The 25,586-nt window shown below is 59.8% G+C and carries 29 protein-coding genes and 1 pseudogene; 10 read left to right on the top strand and 20 right to left on the bottom strand.

Annotation, left to right across the window (positions count from 1 at the left end):
• Positions 1-56: 56 nt before the first annotated feature.
• The 7 genes from KCG87_RS19890 to KCG87_RS19860 form a co-directional block, all read right to left on the bottom strand.
• Positions 57-824, bottom strand: coding sequence for a hypothetical protein (locus KCG87_RS19890; RefSeq protein WP_210558724.1), 768 nt, complete (start codon positions 822-824; stop codon positions 57-59).
• Between the two features lie 284 nt (positions 825-1,108).
• On the bottom strand, positions 1,109-1,765 hold the full coding sequence (locus tag KCG87_RS19885) for a DUF2931 family protein (protein ID WP_210558723.1): 657 nt from the start codon (positions 1,763-1,765) through the stop codon (positions 1,109-1,111).
• A 31-nt stretch (positions 1,766-1,796) separates the two neighbouring features.
• Complete coding sequence (locus tag KCG87_RS19880; protein WP_202369869.1) at positions 1,797-2,456, bottom strand: DUF2931 family protein; 660 nt, start codon at positions 2,454-2,456, stop codon at positions 1,797-1,799.
• Positions 2,457-2,467: 11 nt separating this feature from the next.
• Positions 2,468-3,124 (bottom strand): DUF2931 family protein, encoded by a 657-nt coding sequence (locus tag KCG87_RS19875; RefSeq protein ID WP_210558722.1) that lies wholly within the window; start codon positions 3,122-3,124, stop codon positions 2,468-2,470.
• A gap of 11 nt (positions 3,125-3,135) precedes the next feature.
• Entirely contained in the window at positions 3,136-3,789 is a 654-nt protein-coding gene (locus KCG87_RS19870; RefSeq protein WP_139054719.1) for a DUF2931 family protein, read from the bottom strand.
• Positions 3,789-5,330, bottom strand: a complete 1,542-nt coding sequence (locus KCG87_RS19865; RefSeq protein WP_202369867.1) for a DUF2235 domain-containing protein — start codon at positions 5,328-5,330, stop codon at positions 3,789-3,791. Before KCG87_RS19865 ends, KCG87_RS19870 begins: the two co-directional genes overlap by 1 nt.
• Positions 5,331-5,469: 139 nt before the next feature.
• A complete protein-coding gene (locus KCG87_RS19860) occupies positions 5,470-5,832 on the bottom strand; it encodes a DUF6124 family protein (protein WP_210558721.1) in 363 nt (120 codons plus the stop codon).
• Between the two features lie 506 nt (positions 5,833-6,338).
• On the opposite strand from KCG87_RS19860, the gene KCG87_RS19855 reads away from it, so the two are divergent.
• The gene (locus tag KCG87_RS19855; RefSeq protein ID WP_095136509.1) at positions 6,339-6,878 is read left to right on the top strand and encodes a thioesterase family protein; all 540 of its coding nucleotides are present in this window, start codon (positions 6,339-6,341) and stop codon (positions 6,876-6,878) included.
• Positions 6,879-7,117: 239 nt separating this feature from the next.
• On the opposite strand, the gene KCG87_RS19850 is transcribed toward KCG87_RS19855, so the two are convergent.
• From KCG87_RS19850 to KCG87_RS19830, 5 genes are all read right to left on the bottom strand, one after another.
• The gene (locus KCG87_RS19850; RefSeq protein WP_210558720.1) at positions 7,118-7,597 is read right to left on the bottom strand and encodes a GNAT family protein; all 480 of its coding nucleotides are present in this window, start codon (positions 7,595-7,597) and stop codon (positions 7,118-7,120) included.
• A gap of 13 nt (positions 7,598-7,610) precedes the next feature.
• Complete coding sequence (locus KCG87_RS19845) at positions 7,611-7,823, bottom strand: DUF4287 domain-containing protein (RefSeq protein WP_064587993.1); 213 nt, start codon at positions 7,821-7,823, stop codon at positions 7,611-7,613.
• Positions 7,824-7,930: 107 nt separating this feature from the next.
• Positions 7,931-8,809 carry a tetratricopeptide repeat protein gene (locus KCG87_RS19840; protein ID WP_210558719.1) on the bottom strand — a complete coding sequence of 293 codons (879 nt, stop codon included), beginning with the start codon at positions 8,807-8,809 and terminating at the stop codon, positions 7,931-7,933.
• Between the two features lie 64 nt (positions 8,810-8,873).
• Positions 8,874-9,785: an SEL1-like repeat protein gene (locus tag KCG87_RS19835; protein ID WP_210558718.1), complete on the bottom strand. Its 912-nt coding sequence runs from the start codon at positions 9,783-9,785 to the stop codon at positions 8,874-8,876.
• Positions 9,786-9,974: 189 nt separating this feature from the next.
• On the bottom strand, positions 9,975-10,523 hold the full coding sequence (locus KCG87_RS19830) for a cytochrome b (RefSeq protein ID WP_098964407.1): 549 nt from the start codon (positions 10,521-10,523) through the stop codon (positions 9,975-9,977).
• A 207-nt stretch (positions 10,524-10,730) separates the two neighbouring features.
• Here KCG87_RS19830 and KCG87_RS19825 point away from each other — a divergent pair, with 207 nt between their 5' ends.
• The 7 genes from KCG87_RS19825 to KCG87_RS19795 are packed head-to-tail and all read left to right on the top strand — an operon-like array spanning position 10,731 to position 17,052.
• Positions 10,731-11,408, top strand: coding sequence for a thermostable hemolysin (locus KCG87_RS19825; RefSeq protein WP_098964408.1), 678 nt, complete (start codon positions 10,731-10,733; stop codon positions 11,406-11,408).
• Positions 11,398-12,879 carry an AMP-binding protein gene (locus tag KCG87_RS19820; protein WP_210558717.1) on the top strand — a complete coding sequence of 494 codons (1,482 nt, stop codon included), beginning with the start codon at positions 11,398-11,400 and terminating at the stop codon, positions 12,877-12,879. Before KCG87_RS19825 ends, KCG87_RS19820 begins: the two co-directional genes overlap by 11 nt.
• Complete coding sequence (locus tag KCG87_RS19815) at positions 12,876-13,550, top strand: iron-containing redox enzyme family protein (protein WP_210558716.1); 675 nt, start codon at positions 12,876-12,878, stop codon at positions 13,548-13,550. Before KCG87_RS19820 ends, KCG87_RS19815 begins: the two co-directional genes overlap by 4 nt.
• Positions 13,537-14,346, top strand: a complete 810-nt coding sequence (locus tag KCG87_RS19810; protein WP_098964411.1) for an SDR family oxidoreductase — start codon at positions 13,537-13,539, stop codon at positions 14,344-14,346. Before KCG87_RS19815 ends, KCG87_RS19810 begins: the two co-directional genes overlap by 14 nt.
• A complete protein-coding gene (locus KCG87_RS19805; protein WP_098964412.1) occupies positions 14,343-14,987 on the top strand; it encodes a tetratricopeptide repeat protein in 645 nt (214 codons plus the stop codon). Before KCG87_RS19810 ends, KCG87_RS19805 begins: the two co-directional genes overlap by 4 nt.
• An 11-nt stretch (positions 14,988-14,998) precedes the next feature.
• Entirely contained in the window at positions 14,999-15,661 is a 663-nt protein-coding gene (locus tag KCG87_RS19800; RefSeq protein ID WP_210558715.1) for a response regulator, read from the top strand.
• Entirely contained in the window at positions 15,658-17,052 is a 1,395-nt protein-coding gene (locus KCG87_RS19795) for an ATP-binding protein (RefSeq protein WP_139054710.1), read from the top strand. Before KCG87_RS19800 ends, KCG87_RS19795 begins: the two co-directional genes overlap by 4 nt.
• Here the strand turns inward: KCG87_RS19795 and KCG87_RS19790 are convergent.
• The 7 genes and pseudogenes from KCG87_RS19790 to KCG87_RS19765 all read right to left on the bottom strand — a co-directional run bounded on the left by KCG87_RS19790 (position 17,023) and on the right by KCG87_RS19765 (position 21,465).
• Positions 17,023-17,601 carry a LysE family translocator gene (locus tag KCG87_RS19790; RefSeq protein ID WP_210558714.1) on the bottom strand — a complete coding sequence of 193 codons (579 nt, stop codon included), beginning with the start codon at positions 17,599-17,601 and terminating at the stop codon, positions 17,023-17,025. The two genes, KCG87_RS19795 and KCG87_RS19790, sit on opposite strands and share 30 nt — an antisense overlap.
• Before the next feature lie 68 nt (positions 17,602-17,669).
• A complete protein-coding gene (locus tag KCG87_RS19785) occupies positions 17,670-18,509 on the bottom strand; it encodes an AraC family transcriptional regulator (protein WP_210558713.1) in 840 nt (279 codons plus the stop codon).
• Between the two features lie 72 nt (positions 18,510-18,581).
• The gene (gene arsH / locus KCG87_RS19780) at positions 18,582-19,280 is read right to left on the bottom strand and encodes an arsenical resistance protein ArsH (RefSeq protein WP_210558712.1); all 699 of its coding nucleotides are present in this window, start codon (positions 19,278-19,280) and stop codon (positions 18,582-18,584) included.
• 12 nt (positions 19,281-19,292) lie between these two features.
• Positions 19,293-19,763 carry an arsenate reductase ArsC gene (locus KCG87_RS19775; protein WP_210558711.1) on the bottom strand — a complete coding sequence of 157 codons (471 nt, stop codon included), beginning with the start codon at positions 19,761-19,763 and terminating at the stop codon, positions 19,293-19,295.
• Positions 19,764-19,788: 25 nt separating this feature from the next.
• The gene (locus KCG87_RS19770; RefSeq protein WP_210558710.1) at positions 19,789-20,136 is read right to left on the bottom strand and encodes a metalloregulator ArsR/SmtB family transcription factor; all 348 of its coding nucleotides are present in this window, start codon (positions 20,134-20,136) and stop codon (positions 19,789-19,791) included.
• Positions 20,137-20,320: 184 nt separating this feature from the next.
• Positions 20,321-20,467, bottom strand: a pseudogene (locus KCG87_RS27500) (LysR family transcriptional regulator); the annotation flags it as partial.
• Positions 20,468-20,580: 113 nt separating this feature from the next.
• Positions 20,581-21,465, bottom strand: coding sequence for a LysR family transcriptional regulator (locus KCG87_RS19765; RefSeq protein WP_098964419.1), 885 nt, complete (start codon positions 21,463-21,465; stop codon positions 20,581-20,583).
• A gap of 133 nt (positions 21,466-21,598) precedes the next feature.
• Here KCG87_RS19765 and KCG87_RS19760 point away from each other — a divergent pair, with 133 nt between their 5' ends.
• Positions 21,599-23,266, top strand: coding sequence for a GMC family oxidoreductase N-terminal domain-containing protein (locus KCG87_RS19760; RefSeq protein WP_210558709.1), 1,668 nt, complete (start codon positions 21,599-21,601; stop codon positions 23,264-23,266).
• A gap of 127 nt (positions 23,267-23,393) precedes the next feature.
• Positions 23,394-25,016: an MFS transporter gene (locus tag KCG87_RS19755; RefSeq protein ID WP_027611735.1), complete on the top strand. Its 1,623-nt coding sequence runs from the start codon at positions 23,394-23,396 to the stop codon at positions 25,014-25,016.
• Positions 25,017-25,164: 148 nt separating this feature from the next.
• Here the strand turns inward: KCG87_RS19755 and KCG87_RS19750 are convergent, their stop codons facing one another.
• Positions 25,165-25,533, bottom strand: a complete 369-nt coding sequence (locus tag KCG87_RS19750; protein WP_098964421.1) for a DUF427 domain-containing protein — start codon at positions 25,531-25,533, stop codon at positions 25,165-25,167.
• Between the last annotated feature and the right edge of the window lie 53 nt (positions 25,534-25,586).

The raw sequence follows: 25,586 nt of genomic DNA, 5'->3' as shown, positions 1-25,586 counted from the left end.
CAGATATCGGCTAAGAGGGGTATTTCTGTTCAGGCATTTTGCTGCAAGACACTCTATTAGAACATTGACTTGAGCTCATCATCACTAGGCCCGCGCATAGCAATTTCGAATGAGTTGAGGTCTTCGTCGGAGTGGACAGTCATTGCTGGTATTGCTCGAATCCCATCCGCAATGTCTCTGCGGCTCAGATTGCAGATGATGACCTGGCCGCTGTTGATCTGGTACTCCAAGGAGCCACACCAGCGATTCATGTACCCCACAGTAGGTGTCAGGACGGCTGCGCTGGGTCGCTTTCTCATCTGGTGTTTTGCGAGCGACATCCGCAAGAGCTCCATCTGAGTGAACAGCATTTGAGTTCGTTTTAGGTCATCCCTCATCGTCTCAACCAGATCTGGACTCTCGATGAGCAGGTTGATTTCCTCGATGCGTTTTTGGATCGTGTAGTTCTCGTAGCCTATGGGCTTCTGCAGTTCTTTCAGCTTGAGCGGCAGCCCGCCATTGTCTGCTGCTTTGAGGTACTTACTGATTTTCTCGCGCCATGTGCGCATCAGCTCGTAAGCAGAGAAAATCCACATCTGTGACTGCGCAGACAGGAATATCGACTGGTAAGGCGTGTTTGTCTCGTCGAATTTACTACGAAGGTATCCGTATTCAAGATCCATGATGAACTCATCCACAATCGTGAGATTCATCGCTTGGTTGCTAAAGTCGAGATTGTTTGCGAAGAACACCAGGCTGTTTAGAACCGAGTAAATCGCCATCTGATCAATTTCTTCAGGGTTCTGGTAAGGAATTTTTTCGTCGTACTCTTCGTAGTCGTCCATGTTTCACTCCCCGAACACAGGTGTTAACAGCAAGGTGACTTGGATAAGCATTTGATGAAACGCATTGAGATTTCCCACCCTACGCGAACCTTGGAGCCGTGTGAATGGAGCAATGCCTCCTGTCCACCAGCCTGTGACTGGCCGCTTCAGGCCGACAGCGGTCGCAGAACGTCCGCTTTTGGCCGAAAGCGGACCTTCATTGAGCTCAGCATTGACGCGGTAGCTGTCAAAAAGGTGACTCACCCAAAACAACGCCACTGAACGACATGCAAGAGAAGTGTCGCCTACCAACTTCCATAAGGAATACCGTACTTTTCGACGTATCGTTTAGCCTTCTCACTTACCGGATAGGCATAACGACCACCGTGCTTCCCTTGTTCCGGCCCCAGAGGCTCTATCTCTCCTTGACCGCGAGAAATCTCAACCGGTTTTCGACATGAATCTCTAACCCATGTTTTGAGTACCCCGCCGGGAGCGAGCCCCACGTAAAGTGACGCCATAAAGCGAGTAGTTTTCTCCGGTGTTTCCGGGCAACGCTGGTGTGTTGACTTCACCATCAGTTGCCTGCCCTCTTCCGGAATTTCGATGAAGCCTTTGTAGGTTTTTTGTTCTGTTATGGATTGCCAGCGGACAAAGATCAGTTTTGGAAGATCGGCGCCTGTCACAGGCATCCCGCTCCCCGACACCGTCCCCCAACCACGGGCAGACTCTGTGCTGATATCGGGTTCTCCGCTGGCTGCAGTGCTCTTGCCAGCTCTAAAGAAGACTCTGTTATTGATGTCTTGAACGGAGCTGTCCTCTACCCAGACCTTCATGTAGTTCGGCTGAACGAATACTAATTCCCACCATGGATATTTAGGGTCATTTTCGCCTGTTTCTGGGCCACTGCTTTGGCAGCCGGACAACAATAAAGCGCCCAGCAGTGCAATCGTTGCTTTCATTACAAATGATCCATTCAAGTACTTGTCACGACTACCAACTTCCATATGGAATGCCGTACTTGTCGATATACCGCTTAGCCTTTTCACTCACAGGATATGCGTACCGTCCTTCGTTCTTACCTTGGCTCGGCCCCAGTGGTTCAATTTCCGCCTGTGCTCGCGCGACCTTGACTGGGTGATGACATGAGTCTCTTACCCAAACCTGCACGACGCCACCGGGAGCCAGGCCGAGATAAATCGATGCCATGAATCTTGCTTGCCGATCGGGAGTTCGCGGGCAGCGCTGATTGACGGACGTCACCATCAACTGCCTGGCCTCTTCCGGAATATCTACCCATGCTTGCCAGGTTTTCTGTTCGACGATTGATTGCCAACGGACCCAGATTCGAACGGGCAGGTCTGCTCCTATCACCCTCCTCCCGCTGCCGCCAACTCCACCAGCCCACCCCCGGGCTGACTCTGTTCCATCTTCAGGCTCTCCCCCGGCAGCGGTGCCGCCGCCGGTTTTGTAGAAAATCCGGTTGTTAACGTCTTGAACAGAACTGTTTTCAACCCAGACCTTCATGTAGTCCGGCTCAATAAACGCCAGCTCCCACCATTCGGACTTCGGGTCATTTTTGGCTGAGAGTGGATCAGTTTCTTGGCACCCTGAGATCAGCAAAACGCAAAGTATCGTTATGAGTTGTTTCATTGGCTTAAGGATTACCAACTCCCGTACGGTATGCCGAATTTATCGATATACCGCCTGGACTTTTCGCTGACGGGATACGCATAGCGCCCTTGGTTCTTTCCTTGGCTAGGCCCCAGCGGCTCAACCTCTGCCTGCGCTCTGGCGACTTTGACAGGGCGATGGCACTCGTCCCGAACAAAAACCTGTACAACGCCCCCGGGCGCCAATCCCAGATAAATAGATGCGCTGTAGCTGGCCTGTTCCTCCGATGTTTCCGGGCACCGCTGACTGACCGATTGCACCATCAGTCGCCTCGCCTCTTCAGGCACATCCACCCATACCTTATAGGTCTGCGGCTCGACAATGGATTGCCAGCGCACGTAAATGCGTTTGGGCAAGCCAGCGCCAGTCACTGGTTTCGCAGCCGCGCCCACCGCATGCCAACCGCGCGCGGACTCTTTGCCATTCTCTGGTTCACCACCAGCGGCTGTGCCTCCTCCCGTGCGCGTGAATAGTTTGCCGTTTATGTCTTCGACGGCACTGTCCTCAACCCAGACCTTCATGTAATAGGGTTCGGTGAACGCAAGCTCCCACGATTCTGATCTCGGATCGTCTTTTACGGATAGCGAAGAGGCAGACTGGCAGCCGCTCAGGAACAACACGCATACCGCCACAATGCATAGCTTCATTGGTTTACCGCTTACCAGCTACCGTAAGGGATACCGAATTTTTCGATATACCGCTTGGACTTTTCGCTGACGGGATACGCGTAGCGCCCTTGGTTCTTACCTTGACTAGGGCCTAGTGGCTCAACCTCTGCTTGTGCTCTGGCGACTTTGACAGGATGGTGGCATGAGTTCCGAACCCAGACTTGCACGACACCACCGGGCGCTAGGCCCAAGTAGAGAGACGCGTTATAGCGCCCCTCTTGTTCAGGTGTTTTGGCGCAGCGCTGATTGACGGACTCGAGCATGAGTTGTCTGGCTTCCTCTGGGATATCTACCCAGGCCTTGTACGTTTGGGGTTCAACAATTGATTGCCAACGGACATAGATCCGTTTGGGAAGATCCGCACCAACAACACTTTTTCCGGTGCTTCCCACGCCGTGCCAACCACGAGCAGAGTCGGTGCCGTCTTCCGGTTGGCCGCCTGATGCGGATCCTCCGCCAGTGTGCAAGAACGTCTCACCCTTGATGTCTTCTACGGCGGTGTCCTCTACCCAAACCTTCATGTAATGAGGCTCAGTGAACGCAAGCTCCCACCATGGAGACTTCGGATCATTTTTTGTTGAAAGCGGATCGGCATGACAACCGGTCATGAGGACTGCACAGAGCAGGCTTGTTAGAAGTCTCATCAAAAAAGCGTCCAGTCGGGTACGTGGGGATGTTGTACGCGTATGCCGTCAGGGGTGGGGGCGTTGATGTACACCGCTCTCACACCGCTTCCATCTCTTCGGCCTAGTGGATGGTTCCAGTTTGCGGACGTGTGAATGTACTTGAGTTTGAGCATTCGCTCTTCTTCTGGCGTAGTTCTGTAGTCACCAGAGACAAATCGATCACACATAGCTTGAAGTTCTGACGGTAGCGCCAGATCAGGCGTATCTGAAATGTCGTTGAACCGAACGCCTTTGTCCTTCGCCATTTTATGCATCACACGCAGATAGACTCGGGACAGCAAGCCACTGACCGGACGCTTGAGCTGTACGGCGGCATACACGTGTTTGACACGTGGGCTCATTCGGTCTTGCGGACTGTTCGGCATCAACAGCGCAGGCGGCGTGACGATTTCCAGCATCTCGGATGGCCAGCCATCCGCTATCCACTGATTTCTTACTGTCACGGCATCGCGGTAAATCGAAGTGGTGAGAACATCGGTTTGGAGAGAGACTTCTAGTACCTGCATAGGGCTGACAAGCACACACTCCTGCGCTTCGTCGAGGTAACTACCTCCGATATCAGAGTGAACACCTGGCAAAGTAATCTCCAGATGAGCAGGCTTTACACGGCTGAGGGCAAAGTTGCCTCGGCACTCATCACGCGCAACCAAATGGACGACGTCGGTGAAAAAACGACGATCTAGGTAAAGCTTGATGCCCGTTGCAATGGGGCTTTTCACGTTGCCGAAATTGGACCAGCCAGCTATTGACGGAACGGTATCGAACAGCCCGATAAAGCCCATTCTTATATCGGCATTGTATTGATCAATAAAGGTCTTGCTGAACGCTTCAGGATTGCTACGTAGCACTTCACCTAAGGGACCTTGCTTGCCACGCACGACTTCATTGCAAAAGTGCCGGGCAGCAGCTGCACCACGGCTAAATCCAAATGTGTCGAAGGTCAGCGAAGTCACTTCGCTACCCGGGTTATCGTTCAAGAGTTCTTTGATACGTAATTTGATCGATGCAAACGAAGACTGAACCCTACTTGCAACTCCGGTCTCACCTCGCCCGGTGCCACCCCCAAAGGTGCTATCTTCCTTACCCGCTTGGGTGCCAATCCCCTCTACATAAATCATGCGGAAAGCTTGCTTTCGGAGCCCCTCACCTTCGGCTCCCTCTGGAGCGTCGTAGAGCTCACTCAGTTTTTTAACATTGGTAGGGCCAGCGCCATAGCTGCTGTCCGGATCCCCCATATAGGGCTGACAGCTAGCAGGAATATCCTGCGGCGCAATCGGATGCTGCGCACCGCACAGCAACCCTGCCGCCGTGTTGTTCGCATTGTTACCAGTACCATCAAAGAAAACCCCAATCCTCAACGCAATCCCGATTTTCTCAGGCTCGCGCGCAGGCTCTTTCCCATGCTTCTCATACTCAGCCCAACGCTGGGCATGAATATCGACGGGTTTGGCTTCTTCGTAGCGGTAGTTTTTCGGGGGGTTGGGAACGTAGCCACTCAATCCTTGATTCCTTGTTCTGATCCTTGAAGAACGGGCCGAAGGGTGACAGCCGAGGCTTGGGGGCGCAAGGCGTGGCTCTGTGCCAGCTCGGTTGAAATTGCTGGGTGCGACGAGGGTTTGGGCTCGTCGCACGGGGTGGTTAGTGGGCGATTTCGACGTTGTCGAGGGCCTGGTTTACGGCGAGTTCGCCGAGCATGACGACTTGGGCGATGCCCAGTGCGGTTTTGCGGTGGGAGGTGTCGAGCATGGCGGCGAAGTTGTTGAGCATTTCGCTGGCGGAGCCGAGGGTTTCGCTGGCGTTGGCGAGCAGGGATTCGGTGTCGCACTTCGGGTTGGCGAGGTACATGGGTTCGGGTTTGTGCGGGCTGGCCATGATTTGGGTGGCAGGGGTGAGGTAGTGATCGAGGGCGCGTTCGGCGGCTTCGTGGAGTTTTTTGGAATCGAGGGATTCGTAGGGCGATGCGAGGTCGGTTTCTGGCGGGTTGGGTGTTGGTTTGATCATGGTGAAGCTCCTACGTCAAAAAAGGGAGCCATCACTCTCGCTACCAAACGAGGGTGGCGGCCATGCGCAGGTTGGTAGACCGGGACGTAGAAAACCGGCGCGCCCGAAGACGCCCTGTACATGACCACCATAAAACCGTGTCGAACAGACACTGCAAATCATGATGCTTATGCAATCTACGAGAACTCAGGGCTACCAAACCCGATCACTGTTTTTCAGTGACCGACAGACGATAGAACCCGCGCTCTAGACGCACAAGCCGGCGGATTCTGGCGTACTCGTAGGCGATGGCGCAAGGCGTTGTAGGGCTTCGGTGGTAACGGCAGGCTTCACATAAACACCCCGATGTTTCCTGTTTATCCGCCGGTTGATCGGGCTACCGATCCAGCATCAACCCGGCAATGATCGGAATGCACTGTTCCGGCCAAAAAAGTCATTTACGCACCTACCTCGCTATCGCCCGGCTCGCTAGAGTGCAGCGCTCTTTTCAACGGGCTGACGTACTGATGAATCTGTGGTTTCGATTGCTCTGCATGCTTTTTCGCCGACCGTGGCGCAAGCCGGTCAATGCGCTGGAATCCACCGTTATCCGCATGCGCGTGTGGCCGCTGGATCTCGATTTGAATCGGCACGTCACCAATGGTCGCTACTTCACCATGGCTGATGTCGGGCGCATGGATTTTGTGTTGCGCAGTGGCGCGTTTCGGGTGGCGTTGCGCGCTAAAGCGTTGCCGATCGTTGGCGATACGTGGGGTAAATTTCGGCGTGAGCTGAAGCTGTTTGAAGCGTTTGAAATTCACAGCCGGATGCTTGGCTGGGACGATAAATGGAGCTTCATGGAGCATCGCTTCGTGAGCAAGGGACGGGTGATCGGCGTGGTGGTGATGCGTGGGCTGTTTCGTTCGGCGAAAGGCACGATTGCGCCGGGTGAGTTTGTCAGGGAGTTGGGGTTGCCTGAGCAATCGCCCGAGATGCCGGAGTGGCTGACGTCGTGGTCGGCGAGTTGCGATCTGATGAGTCGTCAGCTCAGGGGTGAGGAGGTTTGAGTCATCGGGTGCCTGGATGATCGTGTTTATGGATGCAGTACGGTGTCGTTTGGGCTGGCGTCTTCGCGAGCAAGCCCGCTCCCACAGGTTCGCGGTCAGGCTCGGGAACTCGTTTTGACTGGGCTGGCGTCTTCTCTAGCAGGCTAGCTCCCACAGGTTCTGCGCAAGGCTCGGGAGGGCGTTTGGCCGGGCTGGCGCCATCGCGGGCAAGCCCGGCTCCCACAGGGATTGGGGGATGGCTATTGTCGGTGGCGGGTCATGTTGATCAGGGCTGCGCGTCTGCCGCCCGGTGCCGGGCGTTCTTCGATGGAGAACGGGACGAAGCCGAGTTTCGGGTAGAGCAGCAACCCTGCGGTGTTTTCGTTGAAGCAGGACAACTGCACTTCCCTTGCCCCGTACTTTTCAAAGCCGACCGCAGTCATGGTTTCGACGATGTAGCGAGCGACACCCTGGCCACGGGCGTAAGGCGCGACGATGACGTTGCCGATGCAGCAGACGCCGTCGTGCTCGGCACGGTAGAAGTTGGCGAAGCCGACGAACTCGCCGTTGGCCAAGAACGCCGTGGAGTCGAAGCGCTGGCTGATCGCGGTGTGCATCTGCTCTTCCGTCAGCGGGAAGCTCGCTTTCGGGAACATGAAGAACAGCTCTTGTTCGCCTTGCGGAAAGCTGCAGAGGGTGTTGACGTCGTCGGCCGTCACTGGCCGGTGGGAGAAATTCATCGCTGCCCTGCCCTCACTTTTTAACCGTCAGATGATGCGCAACCAAGGCGTTGGCATGACCGTGGCCCATGCCATGTTCCTCCTTGAGCCACGCCACCAGCTCCATGTGCTTCTTGTCGGTGATGCCGGCGAGCAGGTTCAGCCAGTGCTCGATAGGCTGGCCGTATTTCTTTTCGATAGCGGGAAAGTACGACGCCGGGCCTTTTACCTTGTTGTCTTCGCTCATGCTGCCAGCTCCCTTGGGTCACGACGGAGGGTCGGCGGACGCTCCTTGTCGGCAGGTCATAGAGTGGACGCGGGACGCTGTTCCGGCAAGTGGCCCAGCCAGCCCGATCAGTTCACGCCGACCTTCACCGGGAATTCGGATGACCACGATTCCTGCCCTGCTTTGAGGATCGGCAGCGCGGGATAGCGGTATTCGCTGAGGGCCTTGAGTACGGCCTGGTCCACGTCGTGATTGCCAGAACTTTCGACCAAGGTGAGTTGCGGCACCAGCGAACCGGGTTTGCCTTTCGCCTCCAACGTGACCGGTTTACTCGCGGTGCCGGGTTTGATCTGTCTGTTCAACAGCAACTCGGTGTCGTACACCGTACTTGCGAGACTGGTGCTAACAGCGTCGTACCATTTTTCGTTGTAGCGCTGTGTCTGTTCGGCAGTCAGGGTCAACCCCTGGGCGCGGACCCGCTGCACACCGGCCCACGCCTGGTCATCGATTTGCTGGGTGGCGTTGAGGTAATGCGTCAGCGCCCCGGACAGGTCTTGCGGGCCACCTCGGCCCTCTTCCATCAACCGGGCCAGCGCGAACTCACTGTTGAAGCTTTCTCGGTGTGCGAGCGCCAACTGATAAAGCCGTCGCGCCTCGACAGCGTCGGGCGCCTGCCCGCGGCCCTCCTCGGCCATGCGCGCCAGTTGCTCATACCCGGCGCCGTCCACCGTAGCGACAGACTCATACAGGGAGCGCGCCTTGCGCACATCCGCCGCTAAACCGCCACGGCCAAACTCATACAAAGCGCCGAGCGCAAGCTTGCAGTTGAGGTTGCCGTTGTTGCTGGCGTCGCGGATGTAGTCGACGCGATCGGCGGAAAGGTCACTCACCTTGGCGAACAGCAGGCAGCGAGTGCCGGTGAGACTTGCTTCCTGAGGAGTGGGTGGAGTGGTTTTGCAGCCTGCAACGAGGATCGTGAGGGCCAGAATAGCAACTGCCTTGTTCATGAGGGTCATCCGTTCATATCGATTTAAGGTGCCACGGTTGGAGCTGATTCAATCGAGGGAAGACTCAGTTCTTTCTGCTCTCGTCAAATCTCTGCCGCGGACTCTTGCCGTCGGTCCTGACGATCGGGATCGCCTGATAGCTCTTCTGGCCCGGTGGCATGATCGGGTCACCGGGAAAGCGATAATCGCTGAAGCCTTGCATCACTCTTTGATCAAGCGCGGTGTCGCCCGAGCTTTGCCGTATCGAAACCACCGGGGCCGATGCGCCCGGGGTGTACTCCAGCTGTACCTGCACTGGCTTGCTGGCAGACGTCGGATTGACGTTGTTCTCCAGAGACTTCTCTATGGCGGTGATGCGTTTCTTGAGGCCGCTTTGCACGCTGCTGACAAAGAGATTGTTGTAGCGCTGTTGCTGCTCGATCGTCAGAGGCAAGCCTTTGGCGCGCAGGCGTTCGATGCCTTGCCACGCGTCATCACCGAGATACTGCGTGGCGTTGAAGTAATGCGTCAGCGCGCCTTGCAGATCCTGCGGACCACCGCGCCCGTCCTCCATGTATTTGGCCAGTTTGGCTTCACTGCGCTGCTGCTCGGGCTTGCTCACGGCACGCTGATAAAACTGCCGCGCATCGGTGTCATTGACCGGCCCGCCGATGCCTTCTTCAGCCATGCGCCCAAGGTGACCGTAGGCGCTGGCGTCTTTATCGGCTACGGATTGATAGAGGGCCTTGGCTTTGGAAAAGTCCTGCGGTACACCGCGCCCCTTCTCGTACAGGTTGCCCAGCATGATCGTGCACGGCAGGTTACCGCTCTGACTCAGGTCGCGGATGTAGCTGACTTCCAGCGAGGTGATGGCTTTATCGTCCCAGTAGGCGAAGCAACGCAGAGCGGGGAAATCTGCGACCTGGGTATAAGAACTGTTGGATTTGCAGCCTGCGACGAGCGCGGTGAGTGCCAGTAGAGCAACAACCTTGTTCATGAATGGCATCCGTTGAAATCGTGCAGATTTCATCGGCAGGCAGGTGCAAAACCTGAAGCGTCGATCACTTGAACACACCACAAAACTTGTAGGAGTGAGCCTGCTCGCGATGGCGTCTGTTCAGTCGACATCCGTGCTGACGGGTCTACCGCTATCGCGAGCAGGCTCACTCCTACAGGTAGATCAAGGTTATTCCGTGCGGCCCGGCAACATCCGCACCAGCGTGTTATCCCGCACCCAGTAGTGGTGAAACAGCCCCGCCGCCGCGTGCAGGCCGATCAGCCAGTAGCCCGCGCTGCCCAGCGTTTCATGCCAGTACTTGAGCTGTTTGGCGAAGTCCGGGTCGATGGCGACTGGTGCCGGGACGTGGAAGCCGAAGTACGGGAAGGGTTTGTCGGCCGCGGCGAGCATCAGCCAGGCGAGGATCGGCGTGGCGATCATCAGCACGTACAGCGCCAGGTGCATCAGGTGCGAGATGCCGGTCTGCCAGGCTGGCGGCTTCGGAGTGATCGGCGGGCGTGGGCTCAAGCGGCCGAGCAGGCGCACCCACACCAGCACGAAAATGCTCGCGCCGAACAGGCCATGGAAGCCCATCAGCAGGCCGCGCGCTTCGCTGCCCTTGGGCATGAAGCCTTTGATTTCGACACAGGCATAGACGCCGACGAACAGCGCCAGCATCAGCCAGTGCAACGTAATTGACAGTTTTCCATAACGGGTTACGGCGGTGTCGCGGGTCATAAGAAGCGCCTCGTGATTGTCGTGAGTGACGGTCGATTCGTTCGACAGTCTCGATCCGGTTGCAGGGCGAACCGACGGTGCCACCCTGCCCTTGCAGTCTTAAGACAATCTGAAGATTGCCCGTTGATTAACCTTTTTTCACCTTCAGACTTCGTTAAGAAACGCCTCCGATACTGCGCTCAAATCATTGAGGGAGGCGTTCTGCCCATGCCCGATTTCGACTGGAACATTCCCCTTCCCCTGCGCTTCGGTCAAGCCGAAACGCCGCAGATGACGTTGACCGGCGCCTTGCCCGACGACGCGCTGCGAGAGACTTTCGAAGCCTTCATCCAGCAGCGCTTTCGCAAGGCCCACGGCGCCGACATTCGGCACTTTATGCCCGAGCTGTTTGGCATGCACAACGGCGACGGTGAGCTGTGTGCGGTGGCCGGTGTACGTCGTGCACATCAAGAGCCGCTGTTTCTCGAGCGCTATCTGGATGAACCGATCGAACCGTTGATCAGCGCTGCGGCGGATCGTCCGGTGGATCGCACCGGCATCGTCGAAGTCGGCAACCTCGCCGCCAGCGACACCGGCAGCGCACGCATGAGCATCATCGCCATCACCTACCTGCTGGCCATGGGCGGCCTGGAATGGGTGACGTTCACCGGCAACATCGGGCTGGTCAACAGCTTCCATCGGCTCGGTCTGAAGCCAGTGACATTATGCGCCGCCGATCCGGATCGCCTGGGTGACGAGCGTCAACACTGGGGCAGTTATTACGAAAGCAAGCCTTGGGTGCACGTCGGCAACATCCGCGCCGGCTTCATCCATTTGCGCAATATCGGCCTGTTCACTCGATTGGGACTGCCGACTTCGATTGAAGGAGCCTGCCATGTCGCTTGAACTGCAACGCTTCCAGGAAACCCTGCGCGACCATGCCCGGCGCAATGACAACAGCACCGCGCTGTGGGGCGATACGCTGAAACTCGATTACGCCACTGTTTACGCCGAGGTGCTGTATCGCCAGGAGCGTCTGCGCGATGAACAGGCGCAGGCGATCGCCTTGGCACTGGATAACGGCGTCGATGCGATGCTGTGGGATCTGGCCGTGCTGTTCGAGGGCTTGACCTGCGTGACGCTGCCGCCGTTTTTCAGCCGCGCGCAACGTGCTCATTGTCTGGAGCAAAGCCAGGCCGAACGGGTGATTGCCGAACCGGAGCTGGGCGCCGAGCTGCTCGCCGCCGGTTATGAAAAGCGCGGTGAGTTCTGGTGCCGCACGTTCAGCGGCCCGAGTCGCTTGCCGGCCGGCACCGCCAAACTGACCTTCACATCCGGCACCACCGGCACGCCGAAAGGCGTGTGCCTGAGTGCCGACAGTCTGCTGCGTGTGGCGCGGGAGCTGGATCAAGCGAGCAAATCCACCGATCCGCAGCATCATCTGGCGTTGTTGCCGCTGGCGATTCTGCTGGAAAACCTCGGCTGCTACGCCGCGCTGTATGCCGGTGCGACGCTGAGTCTGCCGAGCCAGAAAACCTTGGGCATCCAGGGCGCCAGCGGCGTCGATGTACCGCACCTGCTGGGTTATCTGGCCGGACGTGCGCCGGAGAGTCTGATTCTGGTGCCGCAACTGTTGCTGATGTTGGTCAGCGCTGCCGAACAGAAAGCCTTCGATCCACAAAAACTGCGTTTCGCCGCCGTCGGTGGTGCGCGGGTCTCGGAGGACTTGCTGCATCGCGCACAGCGTGTCGGCCTGCCGGTTTTCGAAGGTTATGGCTTGTCCGAATGCGCCTCGGTGGTGTGCCTCAATCGCCCCGGCGCGCGGCGTCCGGGTAGCGTCGGCCAGCCGCTGCCGCACGTTGAAGTGCGCTTGGCCGAAGACGGCGAAGTACTGATCAAGGGCTCGGCGCTGCTCGGTTATCTGGGGGACGCGCCATACGCTGATGAATGGTGGCCGAGCGGCGATCTGGGCGAGTTCGACCCCGAAGGTTTCCTCTACCTCAAGGGCCGTAAGAAGCACCAGTTCGTCACCAGTTTCGGGCGCAACGTCAACCCGGAATGGGTCGAGTCGGAACTGACCCAGCGCCGCCATATTGCCCAGGCTTTCGTCTACGGCGAGGCCCTGCCGCACAACCACGCCTTGCTCTGGCCGCACCGTGCCGATTGCAGCGACGCGGAGCTGGCGGCAGCGGTCGCCGAAGCCAACGAAGCCTTGCCCGATTACGCCCAGGTGCACCGCTGGACGCGCCTGCCGCAACCGTTCACCGCCACCAATGGTTTGCTCACCGCCAATGGTCGCCCGCGCCGCGAGGCGATTGTCGCGCTGTACCACGCCCAATTGACTGAATCCGCTGTTTCCGAGGAGTCCGCATCATGAGTTTTTTCGACACCCTGCAAGAAGCCACGCAGCAGGAACGCCACGAGCTGTTCAACCTGCCGATCATCCTCGATGCCCTGCAAGGCAAGGTCAGCCTGGAAAGCTATCGGGCATTTCTGGCTCAGGCGTATTACCACGTGCGCCACACCGTGCCGTTGATGATGGCCTGCGGCGCGCGCCTGCCGACACGGCTGGAGTGGCTGCGCAAGGCCGTCTGCGAATACATCGAAGACGAATACGGCCATGAACAGTGGGTGCTCAACGACATCGCCGCGTGTGGCGGTGATCGCAACGCGGTGCGCGACGGGCAGCCATCGCTGCCGATCGAATTGATGGTCAGTTTCCTCTACGACTTGATCGCCCGAGGCAATCCGGTGGGCCTGTTCGGCATGGTCAATGTGCTTGAAGGCACCAGCATCGCCCTGGCCACCCATGCGGCGGGCAGCATTCGCGAGCGTCTGGCACTGCCGGACACCGCGTTCAGCTACCTCAGCTCGCACGGTTCGCTGGACATCGAGCACATGCAAACCTATCGCCGCTTGATGAATCAGCTGGAAGATCCAGACGATCAGGCAGCAGTGATCCACGCCTCGAAAGTCGTCTATCGCCTATACACCGACATGTTCCGTGGCCTGCCGCGTGACGCGGAGGCTCAACATGCAGCTGCGTGATGCGCGGGTGGTGTTGACCGGCGCCAGTGGCGGCATCGGCATGGCCATCACCGAGGCCTTGTGCGCCGCCGGCGCCCAGGTATTGGCGGTGGCGCGGCATGAGCAGGCGCTGGCGCCGTTGCTTGAGCGCTACCCGAATTCGCTGTGCTGGGTCGCCGCCGACCTGACCTTCCTCAGCGACCGGCGCAAAGTGCTGGCCGCCGCCGAAGCCATTGGCGGCATCAACCTGCTGATCAACGCGGCCGGGGTCAATCATTTCGCCATGCTTGAACAGCTGGATGACAGCGACATCAACGCAATGCTCGCGGTGAACATCAGCGCACCGATGTGCCTGACCAAACTGCTGCTGCCACTGCTCAAACAGGCCGACAGCGCGATGGTGGTCAACGTCGGTTCCACTTACGGCTCGATCGGCTACCCCGGTTACGCCAGTTATTGCGCGACCAAGTTCGCCCTGCGCGGATTCTCCGAAGCGCTGCGCCGCGAACTGGCCGACACCCGGGTCAACGTGCTGTATGTCGCGCCCCGGGCCACGCGCACGTCGATGAACAGTGCAGCGGCGCAAGCCTTGAACGATGCGCTCAAGGCCAACGTCGATGACCCGCAAACCGTCGCCTCGGCGGTGATCCACGCGATCGCCGGCGACCGCCGCGACCTGTATCTGGGCTGGCCGGAGCGCTTCTTCGTACGCCTGAACAATCTGCTGCCACATCTGGTGGATCGAGGCCTGCGCAAGCAGTTGCCGCTGATTCGCCGCCTCAGTGAGAAACCTGACAACGAGCCGCCAAAATCATGAAAAGACTTTCCGTATGCCTGTTGCTCGCCGCCCTCAGCCAAAGCGTCTGGGCGCTGGAACCTGCCGATCAGCAACGCCTCAACGGCATCCAGCAGAGCTGGGCGCACATCCAATATGAAGTGGCAGAAAAACAGCGCGCCGCCGCGTTCGAGCAGTTGTCGTCCGAAGCCACTGCCTTTACCACCCAGCGTCCTGCAGTGGCCGAAGCGTGGATCTGGAAAGGCATCGTCACCAGCAGTTGGGCCGGCGCTCAGGGCGGACTCGGTGCATTGGGCAAGGCCAAGGACGCCAAGGCCGATCTGGAAAAAGCCCTGACGCTCGACCCCAAAGCCTTGCAAGGCTCGGCCTACACCAGCCTCGCCGCGCTGTATGATCGCGTCCCGGGCTGGCCGATCGGTTTCGGCGACAGCGACAAAGCCGAGCAACTGCTCAAGCAAGCGCTGCAACTGAATCCGGAGGGCATCGACAGTCTGTACTTCTGGGGCGATCACCTCTACCGTCAGAAGCGCTACGCTGAAGCCAGGGTCGCGCTGCTCAAGGCCCAGCAGGCCGCCCCGCGCCCGGGCCGGGAAACCGCTGACGCCGGGCGCCGCAAAGAGATCGCCGCCCTGCTGGTGGACGTGAACAAGAAACTCGACTGACAGGAGTCCGCGTGCGTTTATTACTGATTGAGGATGACGTAGCCCTCGGTGAAGGCATTCATCAGGCATTGGGACGCGAGGGCTACACCGTCGATTGGTTGAAGGATGGCAGCAGCGCGTTGCATGCGCTGCTCAGTGAAACCTTTGACGTTGCCGTACTCGATCTGGGCCTGCCGCGCATGGACGGCCTCGTAGTGCTGCGCCGTCTGCGCGACAGCGGTTCGAACCTGCCGGTGCTGATCCTCACCGCGCGCGATGCCACCGAAGACCGCATCGCCGGGCTGGACGCCGGCGCCGACGACTATCTGGTCAAACCCTTCGACCTCAATGAGTTCAAGGCACGCCTGCGCGCCTTGTTGCGTCGCAGTGCCGGGCGCGCCCAGGCGCTGATCGAACACGCCGGGATCAGCCTCAACCCCGGCACCCAGCAGGTCAGCTATCAGGGTCAACCTGTCGCGCTGACGCCCAAGGAATATCAGTTGCTGCATGAATTGCTCTCGCCGCCGGGCCGGGTGATGACCCGCGACCAACTGATCCAGTTGCTTTACGGCTGGAACGAAGAAGCCGAGAGCAACACCCTGGAAGTGCACATCCATCACCTGCGCAAAAAATTCTCCACCGACCTGATCCGCACCATTCGCGGTGTGGGTTATCTGGTGGAGGAGCGTCGATGACCTCGATTCGTCGCCGTACGCTGACGCTGATCATCGGGCTGTTGCTCGCCGGTCTTGCGGTGCTCAGCGTGTTCAACCTGCACGACAGCAACCACGAAATCGCCGAAGTCTACGACGCGCAACTGGCGCAAAACGCTCGCCTGCTGCAAGGCGTGATGCGCATGCCGATGGCGAGCAAGGATCACTCGCAGTTGTATCAGGCGTTCAATCAGGCGCTCGGCGAAGCCAAGCCACGCGTCGACGGCCATCCTTACGAAAGCAAGATCGCCTTCCAGGTGTGGAACCCGAAAAACGAGGTGCTGGTGCACACCGCCAGTGCCCCGTCGTTCACCGCCCCGCCGACGAAGCCGGGCTTCAGCGATGTGGTCGACTTGAACAACCGTCACTGGCGCGCCTTCATGCTCGAAGACCCACAGAACGGTCTGCGCATCTGGGTCGGCGAACGCGATGATGTGCGCGCCGATCTGGTTGATCGCATCGTGCGCCACACGCTGTGGCCGAACGTGCTCGGCAGCCTGATACTCGCGGCGATGGTCTGGCTGGCGATCGGCTGGGGACTCAGGCCCTTGGCGAACATGGCGCAAACCTTGCGCGCCCGACACAGCGGCTCGCTGGAGCCACTGCAACTGACGCCGTTGCCCAGCGAACTGGAACCGATGCAGGCGGCGCTCAACCGCATGCTCGCGCAGATTCAAGAAGTGCTTGGCCGCGAACGACGGTTTATCGCCGACGCCGCCCACGAGATGCGCACGCCACTGGCGGTGCTGCGGGTGCATGCGCAAAACCTGCTGGAGGCCGGTACCGAACAGGAGCGCCGCGAGTCGTTGCAGTTTCTGATTTCCGGCGTCGACCGCACCAGCCGTCTGGTCAACCAGTTGCTGACCATGGCCCGCCTCGAACCGAAATCCAACCCGCCGCCGTTGCAGCGCATCGACCTCAACGAAACCGTGCGCAACAGCCTCGTGCAACTGACGCCGTGGCTGTTGAGCAAACACCTGGAACTGGCCTTCGAGGACGGCGAACAACCGTTCCACGTCATGGCCAGCACCGCTGCCATCGACATCGCCTTGGGCAACCTGATCACCAACGCTGCCAACTTCTCGCCGGAGCACGGCGTGATCACGGTCAAACTGAGCCAGGCCGAGGGCTGGTGCCTGCTGAGCGTGGAGGATCAGGGCCCGGGAATAGACGAAGCGGATCGGGCGCGTCTGTTCGAACGCTTTTACAGCCGCGGCAACACACAAGGTGCGGGCTTGGGGCTGACCATCGTCAACACCATCGCATTGCGCCTGGGCGGGCGGATTACCTTGGTCAACCGGCCTGAGGGCGGCTTGCGCGCCACCTTGTCGATGCCTCTTGGCTCAGTTGTGCAGCAACGCAGCGGCGGATGACACCACCAGCAACACCGCCAGAATCCGGTTCAGCCACTGCAACTGCGCCGGATTGCTCAACCAGCGCGCCGCACCGCGACCGAGCAACGCCCACAGCGCCAGACACGGCAACGACACCAGAAAGAACGCCAGGCACAACGCGTTCAAGCCCTGCCCTTGCGCGGTAAACACGCTGATCACGGCAATCGCCATCATCCACGACTTGGGGTTGACCCATTGCAACAGCGCGGCGCCGAGCAGGCTCAGTTCGGGTTTTTCCTCGCCAGCGGCGGGATCGATGGCGGTGGCCGGCGCCGTGAAAATCTGCCACGCCAGCCACAGCATCCAGCCCATCCCCAGCGCACTGATCACCGGGCGCACACCGGGCAGCATCAGCGTACTGGCGCCAGCGCCGGCCACCCAGACCAACGACGCGGCGCCCGCCCCCGCACCAAGAATGATCGGCAGGCACGGTCGCCAGCCGCGTCGGGCGCTGGTGCTGAGGACAATGAGATTGGTCGGCCCCGGGGTGATCGAGGCAACGAAGGCAAAGAGGATGAACGCAAGCATGGCACGGCCCTGTAGAAAGTCAGGGCCTACTGTGATGGCTGAGCAGCGTGGTGGTCTTGAACGTTTGTTCAGCGGCGCAATGTGCCGATGGCGCGTTGCTGATAGGCGCCCGGCGTGATGCCGTAGGCACGCACGAACCAGCGGCCCAGATGGCTTTGGTCGGCGAAGCCGAGGCGGCTGGCGACTTCCACTGGCTGCATGCCGGCGGCGAGCATTTGCCGGCCACGACTGAGGCGCAGCTGGATCAGCCACGCGTGCGGCGCGAGTCCATAAGCCGCCTTGAACGCGCGGGTCAGGCGGAAACGGTCGGTGCCGCAGACGTCGGCCAGGGTTTGCAGGCTGATGTCTTGCTCGTGGTAGGCCACCAGGTAATCGCGCGCCTGACGGGCGATCAATGGCGCGCGGTTGGCAGCGGTCGGTTGCGGTCGCCGGTACAGATGAATCGCCAGTCGCTCGAGCAACGCATCCAGCGCCACATCGCGCACCATGCGCACGTCCTGCTTATGCAGCGCATTGAAGGCAAACAAGGTGGCGCGAGCCAGTTCGGGATCATCGTTGAGCACACTGCCGATCCCCGGCAAGCCGCTGCCGTAACTGCCCAGATGCAAACCGTCCAGCGCTTGCTCCAGCCATGCCGGTTGCAGATAGAGCATGCGATAGGTGAAACCGTCCGGGCTCGGCGCATCGCCGTCATGGATGTCGCCGGGCTCAAGCATGAACACCTTGCCCGGCGTGCTGTCATGCCGCGCCCGACGGCTGTTGAAACGCTGCACACCTTGCTCGGTGAAGCCGATCAGGTAGGTTTCGTGCCAGTGCGGATCGTAGGCGTGCGCATGCCCGGCGAAATGCGCGTGCAGGGTTTCGATGCCGGTCTCCCGGTCGCGGGCAAGGTCGATCCAGTTGCTCATGGCGTGCGTACAGTGGTGGGCTGGGGCCAGTAATCCACAATTGGCGGGTTGAGGCTAGAAGGTTTGTGCATTTCAGATCGAGCGCTGATTGACCCGCGCCATCAGTTGCTCGGCACTTTCCTTGCGCTCGGAATAGCGATCCACCAGAAAATCCTGGCGCTCGCGCAGCAGCACGGTGAACTTCACCAGCTCTTCCATTACATCGACCACGCGATCATAGAACGGCGAAGGTTTCATGCGCCCCGCCTCATCGAATTCCGTGAACGCCTTGGGCACCGAAGACTGATTGGGGATGGTGAACATGCGCATCCAGCGCCCCAGCACGCGCAGTTGATTGACCACGTTGAACGACTGCGAACCGCCGCAGACCTGCATCACCGCGAGGGTTTTGCCCTGGGTCGGACGCACCGCGCCGAGCTCAAGGGGAATCCAGTCGATCTGTGCCTTGAACACCGCCGACATCGCGCCGTGGCGTTCCGGCGAACACCAGACCTGACCTTCCGACCACAGCACCAGCTCGCGCAGTTCCTGGACTTTGGGATGGTCGACCGGGGCGTCGTCAGGCAACGGCAGACCGGACGGATTGAAGATGCGCGTCTCGGCACCGAAGTGCTCCAGCAAGCGTGCGGCCTCCTCCACCAGCAGACGACTGAAGGAGCGTTCGCGGGTCGAGCCGTAGAGCAGCAGGATGCGCGGTTTGTGTTCGTGCGAAGGTGATGTGATCCGGCCTTCGAACAGGCTGTGATCAAGATTGGGCAGGTGCTCTGACATACGTCCTCCGGCTCAGAGGGAGCCGATGCGATCCAGTTCGCGCTGAAGCTCAACGCGGCTGAGTGATTTGAAAGGAAGACCGAGGAAGGTTGCGCAGCGGCGCTCGATGATCGCCAGCGTGGCACGGAACGCGGCATCCACTGCGGCCTCGTCACCGCTCACATCAGAGGGATCTTCCAGCCCCCAATGACATTTGATCGCCGGGCCGAAGTACACCGGGCAGGTTTCGCCCGCTGCCTTGTCGCAGACGGTGATGACGATGTCCGGCGGGTTGCCTTCAAAGACGTCGTTGCCTTTGCTGTACAAACCGTCGATAGCGATACCGGCCTGTTGCAGCGTCGTCAGGCTGCGCGGCAACACCTGGCCTTTTGGGAAACTGCCGGCGCTCACCGCCTCGAAGCCCTCGCGTGCCAGATGATTGAACATGGCTTCGGAAAGGATGCTGCGGCAACTGTTGGCCGTGCACATGAACAGGACACGCATGGATAGCTCCGGGGATATTAGAAGTTCAGCAGCACGCGGTTTCGCGGGCAGGACGGCCATCCATGTTGTGCAGGCGACAGGCATTGTCCTTGAGCCAATCGGTGTTGGCCGTGGCCGTGACCTTGAGGATCTGGTGAACCCAATCCGGCAGATCCGGGTTGAGCCGGTAATAGACCCACTGACCCTGACGGCGATCGAGCAACAACCCATTGCTGCGCAGTTGCGCGAGGTGGCGGCTGATTTTCGGCTGGCTGTCATCGAGGGCGCACATCAGCTCGCAGACACACAGCTCACCCTGCTCGGCAATCAGCAAGGTGGCGCGGGCACGGGTTTCATCGGCCAGGCTTTTGAACAGTTCGGTGGGGGTGAGCATGGGGGGTGGGCTCGAACATATGGAAAACCGAATATATGGATATCCATATATTATTCAACCCCAGATGCGATCCCTTGTAGGAGTGAGCCTGCTCGCGATAGCGGCATGACTGTGAAGCAGAAGTCGCCTGATACACCGCTATCGCGAGCAGGCTCACTCCTACAAGGGAATTGTGTGGGCAGGATCAGCCGCGCAACAGGCCTTGCTCCGCCTCGCAAAGACCGACGACATAATCCCAGACCACCCGCAACCTTACTGACTTGTGCAGCTCGCGCCGGGTACTGATCCAGTAACTGCGCTCGATGCTGTCATCCGGCAACAACCGCAGAACCCTGTGGGAGCGGGCTTGCTCGCGAAGGCGTAGTGTCAGTCGATATCTACGTCACAGACATACCGCTTTCGCGAGCAAGCCCGCTCCCACAAGGGGATTTGTGCGGGGCGGGACTATCCGCGCAACAGCTCCTGCTCCGCCTCGCAAAGGCCGACGACATAATCCCAGACCACCCGCAGCCGCACCGACTTGTGCAGCTCGCGCCGGGTACTGATCCAGTAACTGCGCTCGATGCTGTCATCCGGCAACAACGCCACCAGATCCGGGTCCGACGCGGCCATGTAGCAAGGCAGCACGGCAATGCCCAATCCCGAGCGTGCCGCTTCCTGCTGGGCGATCACGCTGGTGCTATGGAACACCACGCGCGGGCTGCGGCAGAAGCTGTTGAGGAACATCAGTTCCTGACTGAACAGCAGATCATCGACATAACCGATCCACGCATGCCGCGCGAGGTCTTCGCGGCTGCGCAACGGCGGTGCGTTGTCGAGGTAGCGTTGGCTGGCGTAGAGCGCCAACCGATAGTCGGTGAGCTTGCGCGTGACCAGCATGTCCGCTGCCGGGCGCTCCAGATGAATGCTGATTTCCGCCTCGCGGTTGAGGATGCTGACGAAGCGCGGCACGGCGACCAGTTCCACTTCCAGCCCCGGATAACGTTCGAACAGGCCGATCATCCGGCTGGCGAGAAACTTGATGCCCAGCCCTTCGGTGACGCCGACACGGATCTTGCCCAGCGGTGCGGTTGACTGGGTGATTTCTTCCTGGGCCAGCAGCGCGACGTTCTCCATGGCTTCGGCGTGCTTGAGCAGCGCCTCGCCTGCCGGGGTCATTTCATAGCCTTGGGCGTGCTGGACGAACAGCGCGGTGCCGAGGCTTTTTTCGATGGCCTCGATGTGCCGGGCCACCGTGGCGTGGGTGGTGTTCAAGCGCCGGGCGGCGGTGAGCAAGCGGCCGCTGCGTTGCAACTCCAGAAAGAAGCGCAAGTCGTTCCAGTCGAACATGGGGTGTCCTTGTCAGCTATGGTCAATCCAGGCTGTTTGAAAACGCACAGCGGCTGCGCAAAAACTAACATTCTTTTAACGAAAGCTAACAACTAGAGTGTCCGACAATAAAAACAAAGAGCGAGGTCAGGGAATGCAGACTTCCCTTGAAGAATACGACTACATCGTGGTCGGCGCCGGCCCCGCCGGGTGCCTGCTGGCCAATCGACTGTCGGCAGACAAACAGCAGCGGGTGTTGCTGCTCGAAGCCGGCGGACGCGACAACTATGCGTGGATTCACATCCCCGTGGGTTACCTGTTCTGCATCGGCAACCCGCGCACCGACTGGTGCTTCAAGACCGAAGCGCAACCCGGCCTGCAAGGTCGCAGCCTGAGCTACCCACGCGGCAAAGTGCTCGGTGGCTGCTCCTCGATCAACGGCATGATCTACATGCGCGGCCAGGCTGGCGACTATGACGGCTGGGCCGCCGAGGGCAATCCGGGCTGGGCCTGGAACGACGTGCTGCCGCTGTTCAAACAGAGCGAAAACCACTTTGCCGGCGCCGCTGAATTTCACGGTGCCAAGGGTGAATGGCGGGTCGAGCAACAGCGGCTGTCATGGCCGATTCTCGACGCGTTTCGCAGCGCAGCCGAGCAGACCGGCATCGCCAGCATCGACGACTTCAATCAGGGCGACAACGAGGGTTGCGGCTACTTTCAGGTCAACCAGAAGGCCGGGGTGCGCTGGAACGCGGCCAAGGCCTTTCTCAAACCGGTTCGCGAGCGGGCCAATCTGACGGTGCTGACCGGGGTTGAAGTGGATCGGGTGCTGCTGGAAAACGGCCGTGCTTCAAAAGTCAGCGCGCGTCACGAAGGTCAGGTGAAAAGCTTCAAGGCGCGCAAGGAAATCGTCCTCTGCGCTGGCGCCGTGGGTTCGCCGAGCATTCTGCAACGCTCCGGGATCGGCCCGCGTCCGCTGCTCGAGCGCCTCGGCATCGGGGTGATTCATGAGCTGCCGGGGGTCGGCGGCAACCTGCAGGATCACCTGCAACTGCGCCTGATCTACAAACTGCAGAACGCCCGCACCCTGAATCAGATCGCCGGCAGCGTCTGGGGCAAGATGGGCATGGGCCTGCGTTATCTGTATGACCGCAGCGGGCCGCTGTCGATGGCGCCGAGTCAGTTGGGCGCGTTTGCCCGCTCAGGGCCAGAGCAGACTTCTGCCAACCTTGAATACCACGTGCAGCCGCTGTCGCTGGAGCGTTTTGGCGAGCCGCTGCACAGCTTTCCGGCGTTCACCGCGTCGGTGTGTGATCTGCGTCCGCAGAGCCGTGGCCGCATCGACATCCGTTCGGCAGCCCCGCAGGAAGCACCGCTGATTCAACCGAACTACCTCAGCCATCCTGAAGACTTGCGCGTGGCCGCCGACGCGATCCGCCTGACCCGGCGCATCGTCAGCGCCCCGCCCCTGCAAGCGTTCAAACCGGTGGAATATCTGCCCGGCGACAGTCTGCAAAGCGAGGAGCAGCTGCACGAAGCAGCGGCGCGCATCGGCACGACGATTTTCCATCCGGTCGGCACCTGTCGCATGGGCAATGACGCGGAAGCGGTGGTCGATGCGCAATTGCGCGTGCATGGCGTGCCCGGCCTGCGCATCGCCGACGCCTCAATCATGCCGCGCATCACCTCGGGCAACACCTGTTCGCCTACGCTGATGATTGCCGAGAAGGCGGCGCAGTTGATCCTTTCAGGACCTGTTCACAGCCCCAGTGTGGGAGCGGGCTTGCTCGCGAAAGCGGAGTGTCATTCACCCATGATTTGACTGACACGGCCCCTTCGGGAGCAAGCCCCCTCCCACAGGAATCAACAGCAGATTCAAGGCATCACGCAGTACCCGGACACGCAACACCAGTGGAACAACAAAAACAATCACTGTGAGGGATACCGACATGTCAGAACACGCTCAGCCGCTGGACGCCGCGAGCGGCGCCAGCACCAGCAATGCCACGCAGAAAGTCATCTTCGCCTCGTCTCTGGGGACGGTGTTCGAGTGGTATGACTTCTTCCTCTACGGCGCCCTCGCGGCGGTGATCAGCAAGCAGTTTTTCGCCGGGGTCAACGACACCACGGCGTTCATCTTCGCGCTGATGGCCTTTGCCGCCGGGTTTATCGTGCGGCCGTTCGGGGCGCTGGTGTTCGGTCGGTTGGGGGACATGATCGGGCGCAAATACACCTTCCTCGCGACCATCATTCTGATGGGGATCGCCACGTTCTGCGTCGGCCTGCTGCCGACCTACGCCAGCATCGGCATTGCCGCGCCGATCATTCTGGTGGTGCTGCGCATGCTTCAGGGTCTGGCCCTGGGCGGTGAATACGGCGGTGCTGCGACCTATGTGGCGGAACACGCGCCGATCGGCAAACGCGGCTTCCACACCAGCTGGATTCAATCCACTGCAACCCTCGGCCTGCTGCTGTCGCTGCTGGTGGTGCTCGGGTGCCGCTACTTCACTGGCGATCAGTTTGAAGTCTGGGGCTGGCGTATTCCGTTCCTGCTGTCGATCGTGCTGCTGGGCATTTCCACCTGGATCCGCCTGAGCCTGCACGAGTCGCCGGCGTACCTGAAAATGAAAGAGGAAGGCAAAGCCTCGAAAGCGCCGATCCGCGAATCCTTCGGCAAATGGGAGAACCTCAAGGTCGTGCTGATCGCGCTGTTCAGCATCAACGCCGGGCAAGCGGTGACCTTTTACGCTGCGCAGTTCTACGTGCTGTTCTTCCTCACCCAGTTCCTGAAAATGGACCCGGCGGTGGCCAACAGCCTGCTGATCATCAGTGTGGTGATCGGTGCGCCGTTCTTCATCATTTTCGGCTGGCTGTCGGACAAGGTTGGACGCAAACCAGTGCTGATGCTCGGGCTGCTGCTGGCCACTGCGCTGTACTTCCCGATCTTCAAATCCCTGGCGCATTACGCCAACCCGGCTATCGATCAGGCCAGCCGTCAGGCGCCGATCACCGTGCTGGCCGATCCGGCCACCTGCACCTTCCAGTTCGACCCGGTGGGCAAGGCCAAATTCGACAGCCCGTGCGACAAGGTCAAGACCTTCCTGGTCAAGCAGGGCCTGCCCTACTCCAGCGTCGCCGCCCCGGCGGGCAGCGGCGTGCAGGTGAGCGTCGGCGACGTGAAAATCGACGGCTACGACGAATCGGCCCTGCGCGGCGCGGTGACCCTCGCCGGCTACCCGCAACAGGCCGACCTGCAACAGATCAACAAACCGATGATCGTGGCGCTGATCGTCGCACTGATCATCATCTCGGCCATGTGCTACGGCCCGCTCGCGGCGCTGATGGTCGAACTGTTCCCGACCCGCATCCGCTACACCTCGATGTCGCTGCCGTATCACATCGGCAATGGCTGGTTTGGTGGATTCCTGCCAACGGTGTCGTTCGCGCTGGTGGTGTACACCGGGGATATTTTCTATGGGCTGTGGTACCCGGTGCTGATTACCGGGGTGAGCCTGGTGGTGGGGATGATTTGTCTGCGGGAGACGAAGAATATCGATCTCGATAAGAACTGAATCTGAAACATGATCCTTTGGTAAAAAAACCTGTGGCGAGGGGATTTATCCCCGATGGGGTGCGTAGCGCCCCCGTGAAAAAGGGGACTACTGCGTAGTCCATCGGGGATGAATCCCCTCGCCACAATTAAATCTCTTCATCCAGGAACTAAGCGTCAGCCTTGATCACCTCAAACTTCACCTGATCCGGATAAAACGCCACATAGTTCTTGATCGCATCGACCGAGATCTTCGGTTTCTCGTACGTCCACACCGCATTCGCCCCCTCATGCCCCGGCACTTGCAGGCTGAAGTAATTGGCATCGCCCTTGTACGGGCAGTAACTGGTGTGGTCGGTGCGGGCGAAGTATTTCTCGTCGATGTCTTCGCGGGGCACGTAGTACACCGGCGGGTAGTTGGCCTCATGGAGCACCAGCACATGCGAGGACGCCGCGACCTGGATGCCGTGGAATTTCACCAGCAGGCAACCGGGGAGTTCTTCGAGGGTGATGACGGGATTGAGGCCGGTGGTGCTCATTGGGGTTTCTCCAGGGACAAATGAACTGTGGCGAGGGAGCTTGCTCCCGCTGG

Origin of the sequence: Pseudomonas sp. MWU347, from assembly GCF_017947305.1 — a bacterium.
GTDB lineage: Bacteria > Pseudomonadota > Gammaproteobacteria > Pseudomonadales > Pseudomonadaceae > Aquipseudomonas > Aquipseudomonas putida_A.
The sequence above is the reverse complement of the archived record's forward strand: the minus strand, read 5'-3'. Positions and strand labels throughout refer to the sequence as shown.